A 16,830-nucleotide genomic window follows, 5' to 3' on the forward strand; every position below is an offset into this window, starting at 1 on the left:
ATGGTAGTAGGAGATTTCCCGATTGAAACTGACACTCTCGTCATAGGAGCTGGTCCCGGCGGCTATGTGGCTGCAATAAGAGCTGCGCAATTAGGGCAAAAAGTTACGATCGTTGAAAAAGGATCTCTTGGCGGCGTCTGCCTCAATGTTGGATGTATTCCTTCTAAAGCATTAATTAGTGCAGGACACCGTTATGTAGAGGCTAAAGAATCAGAAGATATAGGAATAAAAGCTGAAAATGTAACACTAGACTTTTCTAAAGTGCAAGCTTGGAAAGAAAGTGTCGTCAAAAAACTTACAGGCGGTGTTGAAGGCCTTTTAAAAGGAAATAAAGTTGAAATTGTAAAAGGCGAAGCATATTTTGTTGATCGCAACACCGTCAGAATCATAAACGAGAATTCAGCTCAAACGTATAAATTTAAAAATGCAATCATTGCAACTGGCTCCCGTCCAATTGAAATTCCAAGCATTAAATTTTCTGAGCGAGTCATTGACTCAACAGGAGCGTTGTCCCTGCAAGAAGTTCCGAAAAAAATGGTTATCATTGGCGGGGGAGTCATTGGCATAGAGCTTGGAACTGCTTATGCGAATTTCGGCACTGAAATTGTGATTATTGAAGGAGACAAAGAAATTCTTCCAGGATTTGAAAAACAAATGACAGCTCTTGTAAAAAGAGCGTTGAAGAAAAAAGGAAATGTCGAAATTCATACTAGCGCACTTGCAAAAGGTGTTGAAGAAACAAAAGACGGAGTAAAAGTGACATTTGAAGCGAAAGGAAAAGAGCAAGTAGTGGAAGCGGACTATTGTTTAGTTACAGTAGGACGCAAACCAAACACTGATGAACTTGGTCTCGAACAAGTCGGAGTAGAAATCGATGAAAAAGGCTACATTAAAATTGACAAACAGTGCCGGACAAATATTTCAAATATTTATGCTATCGGCGACATCGTTCCAGGACCTTCTCTTGCTCATAAAGCTTCATATGAAGGGAAAATTGCTGCAGAAGCGATTTCTGGAAAACCTTCTGAAATCGATTATAACGGAATTCCTGTCATTGTCTTCTCAGAACCTGAGTTGGCTTCTGTCGGATATACGGAACAACAGGCTAAAGACGAAGGAATTGACATTGTGGCAGCTAAGTTTCCATTTGCAGCAAACGGCCGCGCATTGTCATTAAATGCAACCGATGGATTTGTAAAATTGATTACACGAAAAGAAGACGGCCTTGTTATTGGGGCTCAAATCGCAGGTGTCAGCGCATCAGATATGATTGCTGAACTTGGACTTGCGATCGAAGCAGGCATGACGGCAGAAGATATTGCCTTGACGATTCATGGCCACCCGACATTAGGAGAAATTGCAATGGAAGCTGCCGAACTTGCACTTGGAACACCGATTCATATTATAAATAAGTAATGCAGCCCAAAGGGGCAGTCTAATAAGTCGTTTTTTCGGCTTATTGACTGCCCCTTTTAATGTTTAATAACGTTGATATATCGGTGTTTATGATTATTTGTTTTCAATGGGGATTTGACTTTTTGGACAACCCCTTTTTATGATGAAAAATAAATGATGGAACAATTCTCTCACTGTTGTGAAAGTTTTTTTCACAAAAATATGTTGTGCAGAGATTTTGAGCACAAATCCTATTTAACTAAAGAATCTTCTCAGCGCTTAATTACCTCAAACCGACATTCTCATTATTCGGAAAGCACTTCTGAGACCGGCTCTACAATTTCATCTTTTGTTGAAACTGATCCTTTAATATGCAAAATGATGCCGTCATGATCCATCACGATAATGGAAGGATATGTTTTAATATTAAACCGTTTAGATTCAGGGTTATCAGCTTGGTAGATCATCATATTGTCCATTTCCTCTGGAAATTGTTTTTTTAAATCTAATAAAGCATCGTAGTAAATTGATTCTTTTTCCATCATTTTTTGGTCGGTAAAAAAAAGAATTTGTTTTTTGTCGAAGCTTGAAATCGAGTGATCGTCTTTCGGATCAGCAATACAAGAAGACAATAGAAGCAGTACGGCAACGGTATAGGTATATGCAATAAATTTCACCATTGTCCTACCTCTTTCGTTTAAAGAAAACTGGTAAAATGTGTTCATTTTTTCTTAACGTCATTTTAACATATTTAATTCCGTCACTTTTGAATGTTATGCAAATGTTACAAAAATAAAATATTATTTAAACAAATTAAAAAATTCAAATCGTGTACGAGAAGTATGATATATAGAGCGAATGTTTGAGTTGTTGGGTTGTAGACTTTAGATGCACGTAATGGATCATACTCAGCATCATGTAATGCTAATGATCAGAAAGATAAAGGTCATTTGAAAGCTACTTTGAACCAAAAAAATGTCCCCATCCCCATATAAAATGTACAAAACTTTAATTGTAACGGATAAAATCAATTTACATATTTTTTAATGCATAAAAAAATAAATGTGTTATACAATTTTCTGCTTGACGAATATAATGTGACATATTAATATATAACTATCAGGTCATTTTGTCTCCACTTTATTCTTTATGACGCTATATGGAAAAGGGGAATACAGGATGGGAACAATTGTCTGTCAAGACTGCAATTCAACAATTCATTTCTTTGATGATGAAAAAGTTACGGTATTGTATGGTAAATGCAACAATTGCTGTACAGAAAAGAATCGTAAAAAAAGCAATCATCAATAACATATTGAATAACACGTGTAACAAAGGGGTTTAAGATAAATGGGCTGTCTTTAAGGCAGCTTTTTTTTTATGTAAAGCAAATGCTGGTGATCTTAATGAAATGGATGCTTGCAGGATTGTGATTGAGAGAGCTAAGACAGAAAAACATCGTTTGAATTCATTTTTTATCAATTCACCTTTGTCTTTTTCAGTAAGTACGGTCATTGCGGTTTTTAAGTGTTAAAACGACAGCGATGCGGTTTGTAAAGATTGATGAAACATATACCAAATGTCACTTGTGCATAAAAGGTTGGATGAAAAATTTATTGGAGTTACGACAAATTTCGCAGCCAATATTGGAACTGGCAGCAATTCGATATAGCGAAGTTTGTTATCGATGTCTTTTCAATAAAAGTATAAAAAGTGGTGTCTATTCCATTCATTAGGCGGTAAAATGTAGCTAAAGGACTTTTGTGAAAGGAGCTTTACAATGGAGGTAATGGCAGCAAGCGTCTTTTCGGCAATTATTATATTTATTACTGTCTTTTCTATGATAAGGGTATTCATCATCGCTTTTAAGAGGAAAGAAATATCGCTTCGGAAGTTCATCATCTTCACCATATCTTCAATTGTTACAGGTTTAATTATTGCTTCCGTTTTACCGTTTGTTTATCAAAAAATATTTCATTACATCTATTAACTGTTTTTTTAATGAAAGACCTTCCCTACGAAGCAGGAAGGCCGTCGTCCATATTTTAGTTATGTATTAGCACTTTTTACAGAAGCATTCGTAGTCAATTCCTTATTTGAAAGTCCTTTATTTTTCAAAAACATACTGACTCCAATTAAAGATAGCGCTCCGCCAATCATTTGGGAAATAGATGTAGCTTCTCCTAAAAATAAGTATGCTAATATAATTGCCCCTATTGGTTCACCTAAAATACTCATTGAAATCGTCGTAGCATCCAAATATTTTAAAAGCCAATTAAATAATGCGTGACCAAAAATATTGGGGACTAGTGCTAGAAGTACAAATATGCCCCAATCATGAACTGAATAATGAATCAGCGGGATCTCGTAACTAAGATTGTAAATCAATAATACAAATCCACCTATAAAGAACACACAAAAACTATATATTGATGTTGGAATTTTTTTGCATAATACTTGTCCAAAAAGCATATGAATGGCTACTGCTAACGTTCCTGCTAATGAAAGGAAATCTCCAAATAATGCTTTTGTAGAAAGATTAATATCTCCCCATGCAATAATGATTGAACCGCTAACAGCTATAATAATACTCACAATCCCAATAAGGTTTGTTCTCTCTTTAAAAATAAAATAAGCTCCGATCATAACAAATACAGGCTCTAATGTAGTTATAATCATTGAACTTGCTACTGTTGTATATCTAAGGGAATCCATCCAAAATAAGAAATGAAAACCTAGGAAGATTCCAGATAAAAATAGTTGAATCCAATCCTTCCATTGAATGTTAATAGCTCCTGTTTTGATTTTCTTCCAAGGGAGAAACGGCAGCATAACGATCACTGTAAAAAGCAGTCTATACATTCCTAATATAGATGCAGGTGCATCAGACCATTTAACAAAAATAGAAGAAAATGAAATAGAAATAACACCAATTAGTAAAATAAAAATAGGCGGAACGGGAAATTGATATTCTTTCATTGTTGTCGCTCCTTTTAAAAGAATTGAATATTATTATAAATTAAATAGGGCTTGTCTAAAAAGTCCATAAAAACAGAGCGAATGGAGAAAACAATGAGTTTTTCCATTCGCTCTGTTTCCTTATTTTTGAAATTGGTTTGGGAATTTGCGGCCCATTTCAGTATGTTGTGGGCCATTGCCACAATCCCGAATTCTGTTCGGACTTTATGAAGCCCCCGTAACAGAAATCGAGTGAAACGCAAATTGCCCTTGATGTTACCGAACACACTTTCGACATCCACTTTACGCTTCGCATAAAGAGCTGCCTTTTGTTCGTCACCAAGAGCTGCTTTGGCTTTCGCTTTCATTTCTTCATAAATCGTGTTCCAATATACTCGACGATTTCCTTTGGCTTTCGTACACCCATTCTTCAACGGGCAATCCGTACAATCTTCACACTCGTACACTTTCAAATCTTGTATGTATCCAGATGCATTTTTTCTTTTTTGATAATACTTGAATACGACTTTCCGATTGTTCGGACAGATAAAGCAATCGTCTTCTTCGATGTATTTCCAGTTTTGTACTTTTGATAAATCCTTTTTAAACTTTTTACTTTGTTCCTTCAAATAGGTTTGGTATGGGGCTAATAATTCAAAACGAGGTTCTTTTTCTTCGCCAATCGCATATAAATAGTTTTCTTCACTCGCATATCCTGCATCGGCAATGACATACTTGAGTTTCTTTTCCTTCGGCATCGATTCCAATAACTTTTCCATAAATGGTTGGAAACAGCGAGTATCTCCTGGATTTTGATAAATTTCAAATCCCACGATAAATTGATGTTGTGTGGCGAGTTGAACATTATAACCCGCCTTGAGTTGGCCGTTTTTCATATGGTCCTCTTTCATTCGCATAAAAGTGGCCTCATGGTCGGTTTTCGAGTAGCTATTTCGTTCACCTAGAATCTGTTTTTGTACTTTGTATTTTCGTAATCGTGGAAGATAATCCGTTTGAATCGTTTTCAGTTGTTTGGTGAGTTGGGATTTTTTAGAGCGAAGTTCTTTTTTTCTTTCTTTGTCTTCTTCCTGTTTATAATCTTTTTCCAAAGCTTCTATTCTCTCAGAAAGTTGTGCCGATGATTTTTCTAATTCTTCTTCTAATTGTTCTTCTTTTAATTCCTCCAAGGCGATTTGGTGCGCTTCTTGTAGAAACGATTGAATTTTGGCTCGTAGTTTCTGATCATATTTTTCTACGGATTTTCGCCATACAAACGTATATTTGTTGGCATTCGCTTCTATTTTCGTACCATCCACAAAAATATGGTCGAGGTCGATAAGTCCTTGTTCTACTAGTTGAAGGACAAATTGTTCAAATACAGAATCCATCATGTTTGACATACGAACACTACGAAAATCATTTATTGTGCGATGGTCAGGGGTTTGCAATCCCGCCAACCACATCATCGGAAGATTTTCTTTCACCATTTGCGCTATTTTCCGACTTGAATAAACATTTTGAGTGTACGCATATAAAATCACTTTCAATAACATTTTAGGGTGATAGGGTGCACGACCCCCACCAACATAATGAGTATACAACACTTCATCCGGAATCGATTCCACCATTTCATCCACTAAACGGGCGACATGATTTTCAGGAATATACATTTCGATATCTAAAATGCTCATGACTTGACGATTGCAATAAGGTTGGAAAACTAGTTTTTTGCGTTTCTTATTCTTTTGAACCTCTATTTTTTGAATACCCTCTAGAGTCATTTCTAATTGCGTGTTATAATTTTCTTGAATAGTCATTTGATTATTCATAAGAAATCGTCCTTTCTGTAGAATGTTTTTTGGTCAATTTCATTCTATAAAAAAGGACGATTTTTTTGTACCCTAAAAACAGAAAAAAGGGCTGAGCCCAAGGTCGATTCAATCGACTTTTCGGACAGCCCCCAGCAAAATTATTTTATGATCGATCTTCAGCAAAATTTGGTTTCATCAGTTTTTCGACTTGTCCTCGAATGTATGGATTTATAAAGCTTCTTCAGCGATTTCTCATTTAATCGGTTTATGCTCTTTAATAACGCGAATGTAGGAAAGAGTTGGATCTTCTGTACCTTGAACAGGCAGGCCGGCATCTAAATTTTTTCGGATGTAATGTAAATTTTCTTTAGTGATGATTTCTCCTGGTATGAAAATCGGTATGCCCGGTGGGTACACCATGACAAATTCTGCAATAATGCGTCCGACAGATTGTTCAAAAGGCACCATTTCCGTCTCTGCATAAAAAGCATCTCTAGGTGTCAGCGCCAAAACAGGAATATCGGGCAGAAGGACAGAGACTTCCGCTTGCTTGTTTGCCTGATGGGAAAATTCTTTTGACAAAGCACGAAGCGCTTTTATTAAAAGTGATGTTTCATATTCTGTATCACCGGGCGTGATCAGACAGAGCAGATTGTACAGATCGGAAAGCTCCACTTCAATGTTGTAATGTTCTCTTAACCACAGCTCTGCATCATATCCCGTTATGCCTAGTTCCTTCACAGAAATAATTAATTTTGTCGGATCATAATCATACGTTGCATTCGTTCCCAAAATTTCTTCTCCTACACAATATAGATGATCAATTTTGTTAATTTCGTATCTTGTCTGATTCGCCAATTGAATCGTTTGCTCTAATAATTCATAGCCCTTCGTTGCCAGCTGCTTTCGAGCTGCATCCAGTGATGCAAGAAGCAAATAGGATGTCGATGTCGTAGTCAGCATGCTTAAAATCGATTGAACACGGTCAGGAGACACAAGACCTTCCCGAACATTTAAAATAGAGCTTTGCGTCATCGATCCTCCCAGCTTATGAACGCTAGTTGCCGCCATATCTGCCCCTGCCTGCATGGCGGATAATGGCAGCTTGTCATGAAAATGAATGTGGACGCCGTGCGCTTCATCTACAAGAACAGGGACATTATATGAATGAGCAATATTTACGATTTGTTTTAAATCAGCTGAGATTCCGAAATACGTTGGATTAATGACTAAAAGCCCTTTTGCATCAGGATATTGCTGAAGAGCTTTTTCAACTGATTCTGTCGTTATTCCGTGAGAAATGCCGAGGTTTTTATCCACTTCAGGATGTATAAAAACGGGGGAAGCCCCTGAAAAAATGATTGCTGACATGACCGATTTATGAACATTTCTTGGAACAATAATTTTATCTCCAGGTCCGCAAACCGACAGGACCATTGTCATAATGGCTCCGCTCGTACCTTGTACCGAGAAAAAGGTGTGATCGGCACCGAAAGCTTCAGCAGCCAATTTTTGTGCTTCTTTAATAATTCCTTTTGGCGAATGAAGATCATCCAAAGGACCGATATTAATTAAGTCCATCGCCAGAGCATTATGTCCGATAAATTCTCGGAATTTTGGCTCCATTCCGGCTCCTTTTTTATGGCCGGGAATGTGAAATTGAATTGGATTTTTTTGAATATGTTCTAAAAGACCTGTAAACAATGGTGTATCATGCTGTGACAATTTTCCTTTTCACCTACTTTTTAAAGGTTCCCCAAAATTAAAAACAAATGAAATTATAGCACTTTCCTTTAAAACCTGCAAAAGGCATTAAATAGGGTTTTTAATATCTTTGTGCTTCTCTTTGTTTGAGCTACGTTTTTATAAAGAAGGAATTTAATGCGTGGAAAAAGAATAATACGAAATGGGGAGGGGTAAACATGGTATTTTCAACAAAAATTACCGAATTGCTAGGGATTAAATATCCGATCATTCAAGGGGGACTTGCTTATTTAGCGTATTCAGAATTAGCAAGTGCAGTAAGCAATGCAGGAGGGCTCGGTCAAATCACGGCTATGTCTCTTCCGAATCCAGCTGCGCTTCGAGAGGAAATACGGAAGGTGAAACAAAAAACGGATAAGCCGTTTGGAGTGAACTTCGCCATCGGTCAGCATGGCCGTCCATTTTCCGATATGCTTGATGTGGCGATTGAAGAAAAAGTGCCGGTCATTTCCATCACTGGCGGGAACCCGGCTCCGCTTTTTGACCAATTAAAAGGTGTCGATGTAAAAAAACTAGTTCTCGTTGCGGCAAGAAGACAAGCGGAGAAAGCGGAAGAGCTTGGAGCAGATGCAGTGATGGTCGTCGGACAGGAAGGCGGCGGTCATTTAGGAAAAGACGATATCGGCAATTTCGTATTAATTCCACAAGTAGTGGAAGCTGTCTCCATTCCGGTGATTGCTTCTGGAGGCATTGCGGACGGGAGGGGACTAATGGCAGCATTGGCTCTTGGAGCTGAAGGGATTGAAATGGGAACTCGTTTTATTGCAACGAAGGAATGCGTACATGCACACCCGTTATATAAAGAAGCAATTGTCAACGGTACTGAACTTGATACCGTCATTATTAAAAGGTCGTTAGGGGCACCAGGTCGGGCGCTTCGAAATAATTGGACCGAAAAAATTTTGGAAATTGAAAGAGAAAGAGGAGATTATGAGTCGCTAAAAGATTTCATTAGTGGAGAAGCGAACAAAAAATATATTTATGAAGGCAAAATCGAGGAAGGATACGCATGGGCCGGTCAATCTATAGGGCTGGTAAAAAATATTCCGTCCGTTGCGGAACTGTTTGACGAAATCATTGAACAGGCGAAAGAGATAAGGCGGAAATGGTCCAGCATTGCTTAATTGTTTTCAAAAGAAATAATGGTCAGCGATGCAGCGCATCCTGACCATTTTTAAACAGTGCTTTTTTGTGTGATTTGATAAAGCGGCATTAACGTTTTAAACGTCTCGTCAACCTTTTCCAAAAATTGCTCCCTGCTCATGGAGAGAACTTCATTTTTTGGAAGGTTGATGCCGCATAACATTTCTGCTTTTTTCACCGATTGCAGACGTTGAAAAATTCGTTGAAAATCTTCGTCAGATAAATTTTTTTGTTTTTCCGCATCTGGTTTTGTATGATCGGCTGACCAGAAATAATCTTCAGGAATTTGCTTTCGAATTTGCTGCCAATTCTGTAAAAATTGTTTTCCGATTTCTTCTTTCACAGGGGATTCATAAATAATGGCAAACCAAACAAAGACGTGTGTGCTCCATAATCCGATTTGAAAATGAGGGAGCTTCTTATAACCCCGTTTACTGTTTGCAAATGCAACCCATGTGTCATTGGGAGGATGAACGGTACGGCGGGCATGTTTTGCTACATGATAAAATATTTCATCTCCCGTCAAAGCAGACAAAGTAGGTGCAAAATGCTGTCCCAGCGCTTCAAGTTTTGGGCGCACCCGTTTTTTTAGCTCATCCATTCTCGCTTCTAAACCGTCTATTTGAAAAACTTCAAAATCTTCCTTCACAAATGGCACAAAATCCATAAAAATCCTCCTTGTGTTGTTTGTCCACATTGTAGCACAAACCGACAGAGAAAGAAAAATAATGTGGGTGAAATATTGCAATGATAAAGGTGAAAAACTTGATTTTCTCCATTTCTTTACAGTATGCTAAAAAAGGTGATTGAATAGAAAGTGGGTAAGATAGATGAACTGGCATGAAATAGATCAAAAAGCAAAGCAATGGATTTATGAGGCTGGTGAAAGAATTCGCCAATCATTTCAACAAAAGCTGGTCGTTGAAGCGAAATCAGGTCCAAACGATTTAGTGACGAATATTGACCGGGAAGTAGAGCATTTCTTTTGGGAAAATATTCGCAAAACGTTTCCGGAACACAGCATTTTAGGAGAAGAAGGTTCCGGTCATGAATTGAAATCATTGGACGGTATCGTTTGGATAATTGATCCGATTGACGGCACAATGAATTTTGTACATCAAAAGCGGAATTTCTGCATTTCGGTTGCTGTTTTTGCGGATGGTGTCGGTCAAATAGGACTGATTTATGATGTCGTCAGAGATGAAATGTACCATGCGATAAGGGGGAATGGCGCCTATTTAAACAAAACGGAGCTTCCGCCGTTACAAAAGAAAACAATAGAAGAATCCATCATCGGCTTGAATGCATCATGGCTGGTGGAAAACAGACGAATTGATCCAGCAATATTAAGTCCGCTTGTCAAACGTTTAAGAGGAACGAGATCATTTGGTTCAGCCGCTCTTGAATTTGCCTATGTAGCTGCAGGCAAGCTGGACGGCTATATTACAATGAGACTTGCTCCTTGGGATTTTGCGGCAGGTTTAATCCTTGTCGACGAAGTAGGCGGGGTTACGACAACGCTTGACGGAAAACCAGTCGATTTGCTTAAAAAGCAAAGCATTTTCACCGCTAACCAAACCATTCATCAACAAATTATCGAGGAGTATATTAAAGGGAAAATATAAAGCTGCAAATGCTGTTGACAGCTTATAGATCATCATAGCTTGCTAAAAAACAAGCATGAAGAAAGCAGTATAAAAAGTCTCTTATAAAAATATGAAAGAATTGGTATCGTTCGGCAAACTTCACATCGTGATGGCAGGCGAGAAAAATGGAACAAGTGTGGAGCAATGAAATGTTGTAGCAATCAACGTTTTGTAAATAGGGCTAAAAATCGGGTTGTTTAAAAATTTACATAAAATGGAGCTTCTTTGTATCCATTCCATTTCAGGCTGGTCTTTTGAAAAAGGCTATTGTAAATGAGTTTTAGCTGAACCGAACATATTGTGAAACAAAAGATGGGTCTTTGTAGGTTTGAAAGAAACTAATGCCATGTAATAAAGCCCCTCTATCAGTAGAGGGGACGATCTATGTATCATAAACCGTTTGAAAGTATAAAATGGCCGATGCCGAGATGTAAATCCTTTATAATAATCCTTTCTCTCGCATTTTCTTTTTCTGGGTAAAGCCGAGTCCAAATACAATAATAATTCCAATGATGCTAACAACTACTCCCAACAGGCTGCCAGCCCCTATTGCAAAGCCGACCGACACAATAAGCAGCGCCGCAATGGTAGCGAGAACCCAAAATATCCATTTTCCGTTGCCCATTCCCATCCTCCTTTCATCAATCCAAGACGAAAACTATTAATAGCCTTTAAGCCTCTTTCCATCTTTAGTTTATCGAAAAACGTTCAACGTTTCCACAGTATTTATGGTATAATAGCCTAGGTTCAGTTTAGCAAATAGGAGATGACAGTGTGAAAGTTAGAAACGACTTACGCAATATTGCTATTATCGCGCACGTAGACCATGGGAAAACAACATTGGTTGACCAATTGCTTCGCCAATCAGGAACGTTCAGGGAAAATGAACAAGTGGCGGAGCGCGCATTAGATTCCAATGACTTGGAGCGCGAGCGCGGAATCACCATCTTTGCCAAAAATACGGCGATTGAATATAAAGGAACGACCATTAATATTTTAGATACGCCTGGTCATGCCGACTTTGGCGGAGAAGTAGAACGAATTATGAAAATGGTCGATGGCGTGCTGCTAGTTGTCGACGCCTATGAAGGCTGCATGCCGCAGACAAGATTTGTTTTGAAAAAAGCGTTGGAACAAAACTTAACACCGATTGTCGTCGTGAACAAAATTGACAGAGAGTTTGCCCGGCCTGAAGAAGTTGTCGATGAAGTGCTTGAGCTGTTTATTGAGCTTGATGCAAACGATGATCAATTAGAATTTCCGGTTATTTATGCTTCGGCCATCAACGGAACGGCAAGCACTGATCCAACTAAACAGGATGAAAATATGGAAGCTCTATTTGATGCGATTATCGAACATATTCCTGCACCTGTTGATAACAGCTCAGAACCTCTTCAATTCCAGGTGGCGCTGCTGGATTACAACGACTATGTTGGGCGGATCGGCATCGGCCGCATTTTTCGCGGAGAGATGAAAGTCGGACAACAAGTCGCATTAATGAAGCTTGACGGAAGTGTGAAGCATTTCCGTGTTACGAAAATGTTTGGATTTAAAGGATTAAAACGATTGGAAATTGAACAGGCAAAAGCTGGTGATCTTGTCGCTGTTTCTGGAATGGAAGACATTAATGTCGGGGAAACGGTTTGTCCGGTTGATCATCAAGAGGCGCTACCTGTTCTTCGGATTGATGAACCGACGCTGCAAATGACGTTTTTAGTTAACAACAGTCCTTTCGCAGGCAGAGAAGGAAAATATGTGACGGCGAGAAAAATCGAAGAAAGGCTGCATGAACAACTGCAAACAGATGTTTCGCTAAGAGTGGAGCCGACGGATTCCCCGGATAAATGGATAGTATCAGGGCGAGGCGAGCTTCATTTATCCATATTAATTGAAAACATGCGCAGGGAAGGGTATGAGCTGCAAGTTTCGAAGCCTGAAGTAATTGTAAAAGAAATCGATGGAGTACTTTGCGAACCGGTTGAACGGGTGCAGGTGGACGTTCCAGAGGAATACACAGGTCCTGTCATGGAATCATTGGGCGCGCGCAAAGGGGAGATGGTCGACATGATCAATAACGGAAATGGACAAGTCCGCTTGATTTTTATGGTGCCATCGCGCGGATTAATCGGCTACACGACCGAATTTATGTCTTTAACAAGAGGATACGGCATCATAAACCATTCGTTTGACTCGTATCAGCCTATGCAAAAAGGGCAAGTTGGCGGAAGGCGTCAAGGGGTTCTTGTTTCAATGGAAACTGGAAAAGCTACCTCTTATGGGATTCAACAGGTCGAAGATCGCGGAACGATTTTCGTTGAACCCGGAACAGACGTGTACGCTGGGATGATTGTCGGTGAACATAATCGTGAAAATGACCTTGTTGTAAATATATGTAAAGTAAAACAACAAACAAATATCCGTTCTTCGACGAAAGAACAAACGGTTGGAATGAAAAAAGCTCGGATCATGTCGTTGGAAGAAGCACTTGAATATTTAAATGATGATGAATATTGTGAAGTCACGCCTCAATCGATTCGTTTAAGAAAGAAAATCTTGGATAAAAACGAGAGGGAAAAAGCAGCGAAAAAGAAAAAACTGTCAAGTCAAAGCTAATGAGTGAAAGGGGGAGGGACGTAGTGACAGAAGAACAAGTAATTGAAAGGCTGTCTTTTTTTGCGCGTCTTTTCCGTGTTCATGAGCAGCATGATGTCGGAATGTGGTATTTGTATATTACCATTCTGATTTTATCAATTATTGTATATAAACTAGGATTTGCTAAGAAGCTCCCGATTTTAAAGTCTGCTATAATCTATTTATTTCTCGCTTTCGGCTGTACGGTGCTGACGTTTTTGGCAATTTTTCTGCCGATTGCAGAAGGATTGGTAGTCGCTGTTCTTATTTTAAGCATATATAAAATTCGGCTTTACTATTCGAAAAAAAATGAAAACAACACATAGCTTTAAAGAAAATCAAAACAGATGTCGGTATGTGCCAGCGCGCACCACCTTCATCTGTTTAACTTTTTTCTGAGTATTTTTCTGTTCTCAAAAAAGCTCATTCCTTTTTCTTTCGCGGTACAAACGGAACTTTCCGGTTGATAGTCTTTTGTTTGTTTTTTCCGTAATTCGATTATAGCAAGTATTGCACATATATGTATGAATCGGTCTATTCCTCAGCTGTTTTGCCTTCAATGATTCGTCATCAATTGTTTCGATTTTATCGCATAAAACACATTTGACTTTCATCTTGCTTCTCACACTTTCTAATCAAATTTTTAAGCTTTGTACAACGTTGTTCGTCTCAGCATCAAAAGGCTTCGATGATAGTTTGGATTGCTTCCAGACAACACGCCTCTATACTCACTCGCCTCTCGCATAGTATATCACGTTTTGCTTCCGCTCACACAATTTCTTTTGCAACTTTGCAAAAGAATCAAGCCAGCAGCGGCTTTATACGACTTACACACAATACAATTTCTATAAGAAAAGACAGAAAAATAAGCTATTGAGCCACTTTCGAGCATTGCAAAAAACATTGTGAGACAGGTCAATACTCTTTATCCAAACCAGAGCCATTTGCATTTCCGTTCCGACTTGGGATCGTGAATCATCCGGCGATAGTCAAGCTATTAAAATGAATAGACATACTGATCTTCAGCCGCGCAGGTCGATAGTGAAACAATGTTTTATGAGTTGTTATTTTATTAAATATGACAAAATATCATCGGATTTTGACTAAAAGGTGTTGAAAGCAATGAAAAACGCTTAAGCTTCGGACTTAAGCGTTTTAATGTCTTTATTGTTGTTTTTGGTTTGATTGATCACGCTGTTCTTTATTCAGCTCTTGATTTTTTGACTTCGGAAGCTGATCTTTTTCATTCATCGGCTGCTTTTGTTGATTGTCTGTCGCGTCACCAGGAAGATCAGGCATCAATCTTCCGACAATTTGAGCGAGCTCATCTAGAATGCCGCCAATGGGCCGGCCGTTTTGAATTTCCTCTCCAATTTGGCGGATTCGTTCATTTGTGTCTGGATCGGCAATAACTACAGCATAAGCCCCGTAAGGATCGTTTTTTAATGATTCTGCAACGGAATACTTAATCGATTCAACTTTTGAACGATCCAGCTTTTTGTCGACATCAATTCCGACGACTGCATAATTTCCAAGAACAACTGCAGTTGCATCATTTACATCTGGAACATTTTCGGCTATTTTTGCCAAGCGGCGGGCGATTTCCTGGCCGGATTTGCGATCAACATTTTCCCGCACGGAATCTTTGACAGTAATTGTTCTTGAATAGTTTTCACCACGATTTTCCTCTCGTGCATTTTCGTTTGTGGAACAACCGTTTAAAATAAAGCCGACAAGCAAAATAAACATCAAAAAGCTGCGCATGCTATCACTCCTTTTCTTACAAGTATGGTGTAAAGTAATCCATTACTTATTTCGTGCTTCCGTCTTTGACGAATAACATTGGTTCTAGTTACAAAACTTATAAAGAAGCCTGAATCTTTCGGAGTTTACTCCCGACTGGATTGTAGAAGACATCGGCTTAGGCAGCATCTTTCTTTATTTATTGTTTAATAAACCTTCTATCTTTATTCATAAAGACATATATTTTAGCTAAGGAAGCCTCCAATAATTTCGGATGAGGGAGGAAGAAAGATTGGGCAAGATATATGTGCTGGATACGAATGTTTTGTTGCAGGATCCGAATTCCATTTTTTCCTTTGATGAGCACGAAGTTGTAATACCTGCCGTTGTTCTTGAAGAGGTGGATTCCAAAAAAAGATATATGGATGAAGTTGGACGAAATGCGCGCCAAGTTTCAAAAATCATTGATCAGTTGAGGGAACAAGGGAAATTGCACGAAAAAATTCCTCTGCCAAACGGCGGATCTTTAAGAATTGAATTAAATCATCGTTCGTTTCATGATCTGCAGGAGATTTTCGTGGAAAAAACAAATGATAACCGAATTTTGGCAGTAGCCAAAAATTTATCATTGGAAGAGCAATCAAAGAAAGATGGAAAATCGGTAATTTTAGTCAGCAAAGATGCTTTAGTGAGAGTGAAGGCAGATGCGATTGGACTTCATACTGAAGATTTTCTGAGCGATCGTGTAGTAGAAATTGACCATATCTATACAGGGTTTCTTGACCTTTACATAAGTATGGAAAACTTAAACCGATTTTATGAGAAAAATGAGCTGCTGCTGTCGGAAATAACCAATCATCCTTTTTATCCGAATCAATTTATTTTGCTGAAGGATGCTTTAGGAGGCAAATCATCTGCCATTGGGATTGTCGATAAAACAGGGAAAAGATTGAAAAAGATTGTTTTTCAGCATGACCATGTTTGGGGAATTCAGCCGAGAAATGTTCAACAAACGATGGCATTCGAACTATTAATGAGACACGATATTCAGCTCGTGACTTTGATCGGCAAAGCAGGTACAGGAAAAACGCTTTTGGCTTTAGCGGCCGGGCTGATGCAAACAGAAGACATGGAATCATATAAAAAGCTTCTTGTCGCCAGACCAATTGTTCCAATGGGAAAAGATATCGGTTTTTTGCCGGGAGAAAAAGAAGAAAAACTGAGGCCTTGGATGCAGCCGATATGGGATAATTTAGAATATTTATTTAATACGAAAAAAGCTGGCGAGCTTGATGCGATTTTAGCAGGTATGAATTCGATTGAGGTGGAGGCGCTGACTTATATTCGCGGCAGGAGCATCCCGGAACAATTTATCATCATCGATGAAGCGCAAAATTTGACGAAACATGAAGTGAAGACAATTTTAACAAGAGTTGGTGAAAAAAGCAAAATTGTGTTGATGGGGGATCCAGGACAAATTGATCATCCTTATTTAGATGAATATAACAATGGGTTGACCTATGTAGTGGAAAAATTTAAAGATCAAGCAATTGCCGGGCATGTAAAATTACTGAAAGGCGAACGATCCCAATTGGCGCAAATAGCAGCAGATTTGTTATGAAAAAGTGAGATGCTGTAGTTTCAAAAGCCTCAGGGGTCAGAGATAAAAGTGTGAGCTTTGCAGAAGCTGATTTATCTTAAGCTCTTTGCAGCATCCAAAAAGATTTTTTGCGCTAACA

General features: G+C 38.6%; 15 protein-coding genes. 7 read left to right on the plus strand and 8 right to left on the minus strand.

The window, feature by feature from the left end:
* Positions 1 to 1,416 carry a dihydrolipoyl dehydrogenase gene (gene lpdA / locus NSU19_RS08440; RefSeq protein ID WP_066251282.1) on the plus strand — a complete coding sequence of 472 codons (1,416 nt, stop codon included), beginning with the start codon at positions 1 to 3 and terminating at the stop codon, positions 1,414 to 1,416.
* Positions 1,417 to 1,700: 284 nt separating this feature from the next.
* Here the strand turns inward: lpdA and NSU19_RS08445 are convergent, their stop codons facing one another.
* The gene (locus NSU19_RS08445; protein ID WP_339195389.1) at positions 1,701 to 2,075 is read right to left on the minus strand and encodes a hypothetical protein; all 375 of its coding nucleotides are present in this window, start codon (positions 2,073 to 2,075) and stop codon (positions 1,701 to 1,703) included.
* A gap of 499 nt (positions 2,076 to 2,574) precedes the next feature.
* On the opposite strand from NSU19_RS08445, the gene NSU19_RS08450 reads away from it, so the two are divergent.
* Positions 2,575 to 2,706, plus strand: a complete 132-nt coding sequence (locus tag NSU19_RS08450; RefSeq protein WP_082830423.1) for a GapA-binding peptide SR1P — start codon at positions 2,575 to 2,577, stop codon at positions 2,704 to 2,706.
* 738 nt (positions 2,707 to 3,444) lie between these two features.
* On the opposite strand, the gene NSU19_RS08455 is transcribed toward NSU19_RS08450, so the two are convergent.
* The 3 genes from NSU19_RS08455 to NSU19_RS08465 all read right to left on the minus strand — a co-directional run bounded on the left by NSU19_RS08455 (position 3,445) and on the right by NSU19_RS08465 (position 7,889).
* On the minus strand, positions 3,445 to 4,374 hold the full coding sequence (locus NSU19_RS08455) for a DMT family transporter (RefSeq protein WP_066250235.1): 930 nt from the start codon (positions 4,372 to 4,374) through the stop codon (positions 3,445 to 3,447).
* A 14-nt stretch (positions 4,375 to 4,388) separates the two neighbouring features.
* Complete coding sequence (locus NSU19_RS08460) at positions 4,389 to 6,182, minus strand: IS1182 family transposase (RefSeq protein WP_339199774.1); 1,794 nt, start codon at positions 6,180 to 6,182, stop codon at positions 4,389 to 4,391.
* A 234-nt stretch (positions 6,183 to 6,416) separates the two neighbouring features.
* Positions 6,417 to 7,889: an aminotransferase class I/II-fold pyridoxal phosphate-dependent enzyme gene (locus NSU19_RS08465; RefSeq protein ID WP_066250238.1), complete on the minus strand. Its 1,473-nt coding sequence runs from the start codon at positions 7,887 to 7,889 to the stop codon at positions 6,417 to 6,419.
* 197 nt (positions 7,890 to 8,086) lie between these two features.
* On the opposite strand from NSU19_RS08465, the gene NSU19_RS08470 reads away from it, so the two are divergent.
* On the plus strand, positions 8,087 to 9,052 hold the full coding sequence (locus NSU19_RS08470; protein ID WP_063389650.1) for a nitronate monooxygenase family protein: 966 nt from the start codon (positions 8,087 to 8,089) through the stop codon (positions 9,050 to 9,052).
* Positions 9,053 to 9,102: 50 nt separating this feature from the next.
* On the opposite strand, the gene NSU19_RS08475 is transcribed toward NSU19_RS08470, so the two are convergent.
* Complete coding sequence (locus tag NSU19_RS08475) at positions 9,103 to 9,738, minus strand: DUF1054 domain-containing protein (RefSeq protein ID WP_063389651.1); 636 nt, start codon at positions 9,736 to 9,738, stop codon at positions 9,103 to 9,105.
* Between the two features lie 163 nt (positions 9,739 to 9,901).
* Between NSU19_RS08475 and NSU19_RS08480 the strand changes: the two genes are divergently transcribed.
* Complete coding sequence (locus NSU19_RS08480; RefSeq protein WP_311067229.1) at positions 9,902 to 10,696, plus strand: inositol monophosphatase family protein; 795 nt, start codon at positions 9,902 to 9,904, stop codon at positions 10,694 to 10,696.
* 460 nt (positions 10,697 to 11,156) lie between these two features.
* On the opposite strand, the gene NSU19_RS08485 is transcribed toward NSU19_RS08480, so the two are convergent.
* Positions 11,157 to 11,342 carry a DUF5325 family protein gene (locus tag NSU19_RS08485; protein ID WP_094245651.1) on the minus strand — a complete coding sequence of 62 codons (186 nt, stop codon included), beginning with the start codon at positions 11,340 to 11,342 and terminating at the stop codon, positions 11,157 to 11,159.
* A 149-nt stretch (positions 11,343 to 11,491) separates the two neighbouring features.
* On the opposite strand from NSU19_RS08485, the gene typA reads away from it, so the two are divergent.
* A complete protein-coding gene (gene typA / locus NSU19_RS08490) occupies positions 11,492 to 13,330 on the plus strand; it encodes a translational GTPase TypA (protein WP_339199778.1) in 1,839 nt (612 codons plus the stop codon).
* A gap of 23 nt (positions 13,331 to 13,353) precedes the next feature.
* Complete coding sequence (locus tag NSU19_RS08495; protein ID WP_242009277.1) at positions 13,354 to 13,674, plus strand: YlaH-like family protein; 321 nt, start codon at positions 13,354 to 13,356, stop codon at positions 13,672 to 13,674.
* A gap of 87 nt (positions 13,675 to 13,761) precedes the next feature.
* Here NSU19_RS08495 and NSU19_RS08500 read toward each other — a convergent pair whose 3' ends face one another.
* Together NSU19_RS08500 and NSU19_RS08505 are read right to left on the minus strand one after the other, a co-directional pair.
* Positions 13,762 to 13,962, minus strand: coding sequence for a YlaI family protein (locus tag NSU19_RS08500; protein WP_063389656.1), 201 nt, complete (start codon positions 13,960 to 13,962; stop codon positions 13,762 to 13,764).
* Between the two features lie 550 nt (positions 13,963 to 14,512).
* Complete coding sequence (locus NSU19_RS08505; protein WP_063389657.1) at positions 14,513 to 15,112, minus strand: YhcN/YlaJ family sporulation lipoprotein; 600 nt, start codon at positions 15,110 to 15,112, stop codon at positions 14,513 to 14,515.
* Positions 15,113 to 15,383: 271 nt separating this feature from the next.
* Here NSU19_RS08505 and NSU19_RS08510 point away from each other — a divergent pair, with 271 nt between their 5' ends.
* The gene (locus tag NSU19_RS08510; protein ID WP_339195400.1) at positions 15,384 to 16,712 is read left to right on the plus strand and encodes a PhoH family protein; all 1,329 of its coding nucleotides are present in this window, start codon (positions 15,384 to 15,386) and stop codon (positions 16,710 to 16,712) included.
* Positions 16,713 to 16,830: the final 118 nt, after the last annotated feature.

The sequence above is a fragment of the Aeribacillus sp. FSL k6-2211 genome (assembly GCF_037966125.1).
Classification (GTDB): Bacteria; Bacillota; Bacilli; order Bacillales; family Aeribacillaceae; genus Aeribacillus; species Aeribacillus composti.

Bases quoted from the DNA above. Each gene is read 5' to 3' on its own strand.
- NSU19_RS08450 (WP_082830423.1), top strand. From the start codon at position 2,575: ATGGGAACAATTGTCTGTCAAGACTGCAATTCAACAATTCATTTCTTT.
- NSU19_RS08505 (WP_063389657.1), bottom strand. From the start codon at position 15,112: ATGCGCAGCTTTTTGATGTTTATTTTGCTTGTCGGCTTTATTTTAAAC.
- NSU19_RS08455 (WP_066250235.1), bottom strand. From the start codon at position 4,374: ATGAAAGAATATCAATTTCCCGTTCCGCCTATTTTTATTTTACTAATT.
- lpdA (WP_066251282.1), top strand. From the start codon at position 1: ATGGTAGTAGGAGATTTCCCGATTGAAACTGACACTCTCGTCATAGGA.
- NSU19_RS08475 (WP_063389651.1), bottom strand. From the start codon at position 9,738: ATGGATTTTGTGCCATTTGTGAAGGAAGATTTTGAAGTTTTTCAAATA.
- NSU19_RS08500 (WP_063389656.1), bottom strand. From the start codon at position 13,962: ATGAAAGTCAAATGTGTTTTATGCGATAAAATCGAAACAATTGATGAC.
- NSU19_RS08485 (WP_094245651.1), bottom strand. From the start codon at position 11,342: ATGGGCAACGGAAAATGGATATTTTGGGTTCTCGCTACCATTGCGGCG.
- NSU19_RS08470 (WP_063389650.1), top strand. From the start codon at position 8,087: ATGGTATTTTCAACAAAAATTACCGAATTGCTAGGGATTAAATATCCG.
- NSU19_RS08480 (WP_311067229.1), top strand. From the start codon at position 9,902: ATGAACTGGCATGAAATAGATCAAAAAGCAAAGCAATGGATTTATGAG.
- NSU19_RS08460 (WP_339199774.1), bottom strand. From the start codon at position 6,182: ATGAATAATCAAATGACTATTCAAGAAAATTATAACACGCAATTAGAA.
- NSU19_RS08445 (WP_339195389.1), bottom strand. From the start codon at position 2,075: ATGGTGAAATTTATTGCATATACCTATACCGTTGCCGTACTGCTTCTA.